This is a genomic window from Sphingobium sp., assembly GCF_049304695.1.
Taxonomy (GTDB): domain Bacteria; phylum Pseudomonadota; class Alphaproteobacteria; order Sphingomonadales; family Sphingomonadaceae; genus Sphingobium.
The window spans coordinates 37,706-46,492 of sequence record NZ_JBAQOK010000095.1; the positions used below are offsets into that span (position 1 = coordinate 37,706).

Annotated in this window: 9 protein-coding genes; 6 read left to right on the top strand and 3 right to left on the bottom strand. The window is 60.3% G+C overall.

What is annotated here, in order from left to right; genetic code table 11:
* The first annotated feature begins 34 nt into the window (after nucleotides 1-34).
* The 5 genes from WA070_RS19330 (at nucleotide 35) to WA070_RS19350 (ending at nucleotide 4,301) form a co-directional block, all read left to right on the top strand.
* Nucleotides 35-826, top strand: a complete 792-nt coding sequence (locus tag WA070_RS19330) for a class II aldolase/adducin family protein (RefSeq protein WP_310223350.1) — start codon at nucleotides 35-37, stop codon at nucleotides 824-826.
* A 13-nt stretch (nucleotides 827-839) separates the two neighbouring features.
* A complete protein-coding gene (locus WA070_RS19335; RefSeq protein ID WP_422635543.1) occupies nucleotides 840-2,189 on the top strand; it encodes an LLM class flavin-dependent oxidoreductase in 1,350 nt (449 codons plus the stop codon).
* 104 nt (nucleotides 2,190-2,293) lie between these two features.
* Nucleotides 2,294-3,016, top strand: coding sequence for a peroxiredoxin-like family protein (locus WA070_RS19340; RefSeq protein ID WP_422635544.1), 723 nt, complete (start codon nucleotides 2,294-2,296; stop codon nucleotides 3,014-3,016).
* Nucleotides 3,017-3,187: 171 nt separating this feature from the next.
* Nucleotides 3,188-3,370 (top strand): YezD family protein, encoded by a 183-nt coding sequence (locus WA070_RS19345; RefSeq protein ID WP_422635545.1) that lies wholly within the window; start codon nucleotides 3,188-3,190, stop codon nucleotides 3,368-3,370.
* A 217-nt stretch (nucleotides 3,371-3,587) separates the two neighbouring features.
* On the top strand, nucleotides 3,588-4,301 hold the full coding sequence (locus WA070_RS19350) for a glutamine amidotransferase (protein WP_422635546.1): 714 nt from the start codon (nucleotides 3,588-3,590) through the stop codon (nucleotides 4,299-4,301).
* 170 nt (nucleotides 4,302-4,471) lie between these two features.
* On the opposite strand, the gene chrA is transcribed toward WA070_RS19350, so the two are convergent.
* Nucleotides 4,472-5,875 carry a chromate efflux transporter gene (gene chrA, locus WA070_RS19355; RefSeq protein ID WP_422635552.1) on the bottom strand — a complete coding sequence of 468 codons (1,404 nt, stop codon included), beginning with the start codon at nucleotides 5,873-5,875 and terminating at the stop codon, nucleotides 4,472-4,474.
* Entirely contained in the window at nucleotides 5,875-6,828 is a 954-nt protein-coding gene (locus WA070_RS19360) for a chromate resistance protein ChrB domain-containing protein (protein WP_422635547.1), read from the bottom strand. The genes chrA and WA070_RS19360 overlap by 1 nt, the downstream gene beginning before the upstream one ends.
* A gap of 47 nt (nucleotides 6,829-6,875) precedes the next feature.
* Here WA070_RS19360 and WA070_RS19365 point away from each other — a divergent pair, with 47 nt between their 5' ends.
* Nucleotides 6,876-8,234 carry an alginate export family protein gene (locus WA070_RS19365; RefSeq protein WP_422635548.1) on the top strand — a complete coding sequence of 453 codons (1,359 nt, stop codon included), beginning with the start codon at nucleotides 6,876-6,878 and terminating at the stop codon, nucleotides 8,232-8,234.
* Between the two features lie 286 nt (nucleotides 8,235-8,520).
* Here WA070_RS19365 and WA070_RS19370 read toward each other — a convergent pair.
* Nucleotides 8,521-8,787: hypothetical protein (locus WA070_RS19370; protein WP_422635549.1), on the bottom strand; the 267-nt coding region annotated here is incomplete at its 5' end.

Genomic DNA, 8,787 nt, shown 5'->3' on the forward strand with positions numbered 1-8,787 from the left:
CCCGCCTACAATTGCCTGCAAAGGAGTCTGAGCCATGGCCACTATCCTCAAGGACGACCGTTTTCGGGAAAACCCCATCAGCGACGCGGAATGGAAGGTGCGCTTCAATCTCGCTGCCTTCTATCGCCTCTCTGCGCTCTATGGCTGGGACGATTTTATCTACACCCATATTTCCGCGCGGGTGCCAGGCCCGGACCATCATTTCCTGATCAATCCCTTTGGCCTGATGTTCGATGAAATCACCGCATCCAGCCTGGTCAAGGTTGACCTCGACGGCAATGTCATCGGGACAAGCGATTATGGCATCAACTATGCCGGCTATGTGATCCATTCGGCGATCCATGGCGCACGCGACGATGCCCATTATATCGCCCATTTCCACAGCGCCGATGGCATGGCCGTCTCCGCCCATGCGGAGGGACTGCTGCCACTTAACCAGCGGGCGCTGGCGCTTATTCCCCGTCTCTCCTATCATGATTATGAGGGCGTGGCGCTCAATCTTGACGAACGGGAGCGGCTGGTCGCCGATCTTGGCGATACCAAGGTCATGTTGCTGCGCAACCACGGTACGCTGGCGCTGGGCGCGACACCGGGCGAAGCCTTCAGCGGCATCTATCATCTGGAAGAAGCCTGCAAGGCGCAGGTCCGCACGCTCAGCATCGGTCGCGAGAATGTACTGATCGCGCCGGAAGAAGCGCAGGCGGAAGTTCGTCGGCAGATCGGGCGCGAACGTGCGCCGGTCGAGGGAGAGCGCTCCCATTATGATCTGGTCTGGGAAGCCGCGCTGCGCAAGGCGCAGCGGCAGGCTCCCGGTTTCGACGCGTGAAGGGATTGCCATCATGACCAAACGTCAACTCAAACTCGGTCTTGTACCCACTGGCGTAGGCGGCCCCGGCGACAGCAATCGCTGGCTGGACACCGACATACCGCTTGATGCCAGTGTCAATATCGACTGGTATATCGACGTGGTGCGCCAGGCGGAGGCGGCCAAGTTCGACCTGGTGTTCATCGTCGACAGCCAGTTCATCACCGCACATTCCCCGCCCCATTATCTCAACCGGCTTGAGCCATTGACGCTTCTTTCGGCGCTCGCCGTGGCGACCAGCAAGATCGGTCTGGTTGGCACGCTCACCACCTCCTATAATGATCCGTTCAACCTTGCGCGTCGCTTCGCTTCGCTCGACCTTATCAGCAAGGGTCGTGCAGGGTGGAATGTCGTGACCAGCGGCGATGCCGGGACAGCGGGTAATTTCAGCCAGCCCGAGCATTTCGACTATGACACGCGCTATAGCCGGGCCGTCGAATTTCTCGACGTAGCGCGGGGCCTGTGGTCGTCGTGGGAGGATGGGGCGCTGGTACGTGATCGCGCGACCGGCCAGTTCCTCGATCCTGATAAACTGCACCGGCTGGATCATCGGGGCACATTCTTCCAGGTCGCAGGACCGCTCAACATCCAGCGGTCACCCCAGGGCGAGCCGGTCATATTCCAGGCAGGTGACAGCGACCAGGGACGCGATCTGGGCGCGACCATCGCAGACGCCATCTTTACCCACGCAGCGACGATCGAACAGGGACAGGCCTTCTATGCGGACCTGAAAGGCCGGGCTGCGCGCCGGGGCCGCGATCCCGACCAGATCGTCATCCTTCCCGGATTTTCGGTGATAGTCGGCGACACGGATGATCAGGCGCGGGACATTGAACGCCACTACCGGTCGCTCGACCAGAGTTTCGATCAGGCGCTTGCCGAATTCGGTCGCCCGTTTGGCTGGCATGACTTCCGCAACTACGATCCCGACGCATCCTTTCCGATCGAGTCGCTCGAACATGCCAAGAGCAGCTTCTACACGCAGGCGAAGAAGATCACTGATCTGGCCATCGCAGAAGGGCTGACGCTTCGCCAGACGGTAGAGCGTTTGCGCGCCGGGCGCGGCAGTCCTTTTGTCGGGTCCGCCCAGACAGTTGCCGATGAGATACAGCGCTGGTTCGAAGGGCGGGCGCTTGATGGCCTGAATGTTCATCTGGGGCACCCGAGCCAGTTTGCCCGCTTCGTCGGTGAGGTCGTTCCTATCCTTCAGGATCGCAACCTGTTCAGGCGCGATTACGAGGCGGATACGTTACGTGGACATCTGGGCCTTGCTGTGCCATCCGGTAGCGCAGCGAACGGCTCGGGACGCCGTGACGCAGCCTGACCAGCTCCATCTATAAAAATTTGTCGTTCTTCTTCCCGCAACTCTCATTGGCCTGCTCACCCCTCCATCGCCAATAATCAGGGCGTTGCGGGAAGGAGATCAATATGGCGACGATCCTCAAGGACACACTCGAAACGCGGTTCGCTGCGTTGCAGGCTGAGCGGGCGCGCAGCTGGACGGCCGCACAACTGGAGGGGAATGCGCGGCAGCGGCAAGTCCTGCGCGACCGGTTCGACCCTGCCTCTTTGGCGCAGGTTGGTGACATCCTCCCGCCGCTTGCCTTCGAAGGGGTCGATGGTGAAACGCTCGACATCGACGCGTTGACTGTCAATAGCTCTGCATTGTTCATCTTCTTCCGCTTTGCCGGCTGCCCGGCCTGCAACATTGCTTTGCCCTATTATGCTGAGGCGCTTGTCCCGGCATTGCGCGACAGAGATATTCCCCTGGTTGCGCTTAGCCCGCAGACGCCAGAACGGCTTACCGACATCAAGAAGCGGCACAACTTGCCCTTCGCTGTCGCGACAGACAAAGACAACCGCCTCGCCCGACAGATCGGCATCGCGTTTCAACCCGACGACCGCCCATCACCGCCGCCTGCCGGCTGGATCGGCGAAGTGACGGGCACGGGCAGCTGGGAATTGCCGCAGCCTGCCGTGCTGCTGGTCGGACCCGGTCGTGTCGTGCAATGGCTTCATGTCAGTCCAGACTGGCTGGACCGGCCAGAAGCTGAGGAAATCATTGCGCGGATCGATGCGCCAAAGCCCGGACTTCCTCACCGATACGGCGCGGCACATGTCACGACACCTGGACGATTGCGCGGACATTGAGCCTCCTCATGCCGTCACAGCTGCTTCTGCACGCCATGCGGCAAGGCTCTAGATCGCGCGATGCAAGACGCGCTCGTGGAAGGATGAAGGCGGCCTTTATCAGAGCATAGCATAAATTTGATGTCTACCATTTTGGTTGAGTTTATGGGGTGTTTGAACAGGGGAGTAGCTATGGCGAGCGACAATGAGCAACCGGCGCTGGATCTGGAACGGGCGCGCCTCCTTGAGCACGCCTTGACGACCACGCGTGAAGCTCTGACGCGCTTGCGTTACGGGGCGATCACATTGACCGTTCATGACGGAATATTGGTCCAGATGGATATAACCGAGCGATTGCGCTTCAAAGAACGCTGAGTGCGTACACGCAGACGATATTGATCCATGCGATTGCCAATTTGCCCGTTCCTTATTGCCGGAATGGCATGTCCATCCCAAACCAAGAGTCACAAGACGGCTCAATGGCGATATTTTCAGGAATCGTCCCATGGCTCGGCCGATGATGAAGATCATACACTGGAAATTTTTGGCTTACTGAACGGGCCTTCATGATGTTGACAAGGCGAAGGGCCTGATGAGGCAGAAAAGCGCTCTGATAATCCGGCATGTTCCCTACGAAGGCGTAGCTGCCTTTCGTGGTCCGATCGAAGCTGCGGGCTACAGCGTTGATCGGATTGATGTTACTGATCCGGGCTTTTCCTCGATCGATCTGTGCGCCCATGATCTTTTGATCATGATGGGCGGCCCGATGGGGGTTTATGAGCAGGATCGTTATCCATGGATCGCCTGCCAACTGCGCCGCCTGGCTGCGCGGCTCAATGCGGACATGCCGACATTGGGCGTTTGCTTTGGCGCGCAGATGATTGCTGCAGCGCTTGGTGCCAGGGTCTATCCGGGTCCGGTCAAAGAGGTCGGCTTCCACCCGGTGCAAATCCATGACAACGCCACTGATGGACCGTTGCGACATCTTGTTGATGTCCCTGTACTCCATTGGCATGGCGACACCTTCGATTTGCCGAAGGGCGCAGAGCTTCTGGCGTCCAGCCATGTCTATGATCATCAGGCCTTTCGCCGTGGTTCGAATCTTCTTGCCCTGCAGTTTCATGCCGAAATGGGTTTGGATGAACGCTTCAATGCGTGGATTGAGGAGTGGCCGGAATCGGTTATTGAAGCTGGCGGTACCGAAAGTGATCTGCGCGCTTCCCATGAAAAATTCGGCCCAACGGCCGTAGCCGCAGGGCAGGCAATGATTGGCGAGTGGCTCGCTGGTCTAGCTAATCCGGACTGACTGACAGGCAGCCACGGACTTGGAAGCGTCATCAAGGCGTAGGCGACCTGCAGTACAGGTTAGCGATTATACCATACCGTCCGCGTGGGCACGTTCGAAAACATCGCGCTACGATGTCGCAGATCAAACGCCATTGATCCCGACGTTCCAATCGGTGCGGCAGCACGCGTTCACAGAGCAAGCTTGTAGACGGCACCAAGCGCAGCGCAGCCGCCCAGTACCGTCAATACACCAAGCCTGAACCGAAAAATGGCTATGGCAGCGGCGAGCGCCAGCACGACGGCCACCAGGTTCACCGACCGCAATACGGGTACATCGAACGTGCCGGTCCAGGAATGGACCAGCATCGTCTGACCGAACAAGGTGTGGATGGCGAACCAGATGGCGAGGTTGAAGATCACGCCGACGACCGCAGCCGTGATCGCGGTCAGGGCGGCGGACAGTGCCTTGTTGCCGCGCAGCCGTTCGATGAATGGCGCTCCGGCAAGGATCCACAGGAAGCATGGCACGAACGTGACCCAGGTGGTGAGGATCGCACCGAGCGTCGCCGCCAGCAAAGGCGGCAGGGTGCCCGAGTCGCGAAAGGCTGCCAGGAAACCGACGAACTGCGTCACCATGATCAGTGGTCCAGGGGTCGTTTCCGCCATGCCAAGTCCATCAAGCATCTCACCGGGCTGCAACCAGCCGAAAGTCCCGACCGCTTCCTGCGCCACATAGGCAAGCACGGCATATGCGCCCCCAAAGGTGACGACGGCCATCTGGCTGAAGAACGTGGCGATATGGGTGAACACATTGTCTGGTCCCAGCTGCAGATATAGCCCGGCGACAGGTGCAAGCCACAGAAGGAGAAGGATAGAAGATATCCGTAGCGACCAGCCGGGATTGGGTCGCGCATGGTCCGGCAGAGCGTCGCCAAGCGCCGTATCGCGGTCGTGGACGATGTCGCCACCGGCAGAACCATGACCGCCCCCGCCCTTGAACTGGGGCAGGCCGCTGCGTCCGCCAAGATAGCCGCCGACACCTGCGGCGAGAATGATCAATGGAAAGGGCGCGTCGAGGAAGAAGATTGCGACGAAGGCGGCAACCGCTATCGCGCGCATGAGATTGTTCTTGAGCGCGCGCGACCCGACGCGCACGACCGCCTGCACCACCACGGCCAGCACGGCGGCTTTCAATCCGAAGAATATGCCTTCGATGAGCGGCACATGCCCGAGCAGCACGTAAAGATAGCTCAAAGCCAATATGGCGAGGAAACCGGGCAGAACGAACAGCGCGCCTGCGATCAGACCGCCGCGCGTCTTGTGCAGCAGCCAGCCGATATAGATCGCCAGTTGCTGCGCCTCTGGTCCCGGCAGCAACATGCAATAGTTGAGCGCATGGAGAAATCGCTCCTCCCCGATCCAGCGTTTCTCCTCGACCAGGATGCGGTGCATCACGGCGATCTGGCCTGCCGGTCCGCCAAAGCTCAACGCAGCGATGCGCGCCCAGACGCGGGTTGCTTCGCCGATCGGGATGCCATGATCGCTCGTCCTGCGCGAAGGCGGGTCTGCCAGCGGAGAACCGGTTTCTGACATCATTCTGCCTTTCGTGCCGAAAAATAGGCATAAAACTGGTTGAGGGCCTCGCTCGCCATGGCGATGCGGTGCAGATCATCGTCCGTCGAGGCGCAAACCCCTGACAGCATGGCGCCAAGGCCCGAAGTTTCCGCGCGGTTATATTTGCCATCGCCTATGTCGAGGTCGTGGATGATCTCGGCAATCGCCACCAGTCCAGCATCCCCCGCCAGACCTGCACGCAGGACGATCGTCTCGAAACTGCACCGGTCGCCTTCATGGGTGAACTCGGCGTCAGACATATCGAAGCGAAATTCGCCCTCCCTGGCATCGGCGCTACGGCTATCGACGAACCGAAAGACGGCATCGGGATCAATAAAGCGGCGGATCAGCCAGGCACAGGCAATGCGATCGACATGGACCCCGCTGCGCGTAACCCAGGTCTTGCCTGTCAAATCGAGAGGAGCATCGCCCGCAGGCTCCGCGCGACCGACGTCGGGATGGGCATGAAGCTGCCGATCCAGATCGGCGAGCGCCGCTTGCGCCTGCTGCCGCCCATGCGCGCCGAAGAAGTCGAGCGCAATGATGTCGGCCAGACGCTTTTGTAACCTGGCAATGTCGGAGCCACTGACCGGCCCCGTCTCGATCAGGCGACGCGCGCCATCTGCTATCTCATCATAATCGGCATCGCGCGCGGCATCGAAAAGGCCGCGCACATCGCCATCATGCTGACCAGCCAGCAATCGTGCTTCTATTAAGGTCGCCTCTCCGCCACCGGCGATGATCTCTTCCATCAGTTCCTGAAAGACTGCGATATGATCGGGCCGTAGCGGAAGCACATGCACCGCGTTTTTGAGCGGCACCGCGCCGATCGCCTGCAATCGACGCCAGATTTTCACCCGAAGATAGGGCGGCTTGGCGGGTAGCTGGTGAAGCAGCGCCAGCCAGCTTGGTGAATCAGTTGCAGTTGTCATGATGCATATGTATCAATCATGCCGCATCTATGGAACGACTATATCTCATGCTCTCAAAAATTGCCTGTTTGCGCGGCGCTTCTCTGCCGGTTGTGGTGGCGGCTGGGGTCTGGTCCGTACCTGCGCAGGCCGCTGACGACGGGCTCAAGCTCAGTGGTGCCGTACGGCTGCGCTATGAAGCCATCGATGGCCAGGCGCGCGTCGGTTTCAACCGCAGCGATGCACTGCTCAACACCCGCACGAACATCATGGCGCAATATAGGACCGGCGCTGTCCTGTTCGCCGTCGAAATCTACGATAGCCGCATCTGGGGCGACGATACGGGCACCCCGGTGACGACCGCCGAGGTCAATGCGATCGAGCCGGTACAGGCCTATGTCAGCGCGGATATTCTCGCGCCATTCGGTCAAGGCTCCAAGCTGACAGTGACGGCGGGCCGCATGATGCTGAACCTGGGATCGCGCAGGCTCGTTGCGGCGGACGATTATCGCAACACCACCAACGGCTATACCGGGGTGCGCGCCGATCTGGTCGCGCCGCAGGGGATCAGGGCCACTGTCCTCTACACTCTGCCGCAGATGCGCCTCCCCGACGATCCACAGGCGCTGCGCAACGCAAAAATCCGGCTGGATCGGGAGAGCTTCGACCTGGTGCTATGGGGCGGCCTTGTCAGCAAAGCCAATATGTTTGGCACGGCGATGGGCGAACTGAGTTATTTTCATCTGGGCGAACGCGATGCGCCGGGCCGGGCGACCCGCGATCGGTCGATCGACACGTTCGGCGGTCGCGTCATCGCCGAACCGCGAACGGGCAGGTTCGACTATGAGGTCGAGGCTTTCTACCAGACCGGCCATGTCAGCGCGTCCCTGGCAGCGACTGCCGCGCGCCAGACGGTGAGCGCCAGCTTCGTCCATGCCGATATCGGCTACAGCTTTGCAGGCGGCTGGAAGCCCCGCCTGTCGATCGAGCTTGATCGTGCCAGCGGCGACAAGCCTGGCGGCGATAATGGGCGTTTCGACACCCTGTTCGGAATGCGTCGCGCAGACCTGGCGCCTGCCGGTCTCTACAACGCCATAGCCAGAACCAATGTCATGACATCGGGCATCCGACTGGAAGCCACGCCAGGCAAACGCCTCGACTGGTTTGCTGCCTATCGGGGACTGTGGCTTGCTGCCAGGCAAGACAGCTTCGCCAGCACCGCAGTCCGGGACATGTCGGGCAGATCAGGTGATTTTGCCGGTCATCAGTTGGAGGCCCGGCTGCGATACTGGCTCATCCCGTCACGACTGCGCTATGAATTTGACGGATTGCTGCTGGCAAAGGGACGGTTCCTGCGCGATGCACCCAATGCGCCGGCTGGCCGATGGACGAAATATGCCTCATTCAACGTGATCGCCAGCTTCTGATCCTCCTGACCACAAGTCAGCACGATCGAGGGGGTCATTGCCTCGCGCACGATATCGTTCGCGTCTGGGGCATGGGGCCTGGAACATGGCTGTCAGCCCATGGATCTGCAGCCCTGTCCAAGGTCATCCCATTATGCATGGATTTGAGGGGGAAATGGTCGCGAAGTAGGGGGCGGTCTCACCCGCGCTATCCCCTTCGGGATATGGCATGCGCGCCTGCCAGGGTGACGCCCCGGTAGCCCGGACACGCTCTATGCCGCCTTCCTTCGTCGTCGGCACCCAGCCTCTATCGCGTCTGGTCCTTGGCGGTGACGATCGTTGGCGCATGGCTGTCCGCTTCGCGTCCAGCATGCGGTCGCCGCGTGTGGCGCGGCGGCGTGTTTTCGCGAGCCTCTCCCGAAATGCGGGAGTGAGCGGCGCTCCCTGCTAGGGCGTAGTGATGATTTAAGGATTTGGGATTCCCAATTTCGCTAAAATCGGATTCAAGGCTGATTTTGGGAGATCGGCGATGGATTGCGACGCGCTTCGGGATGACCAGTGGGACCGGATCAAA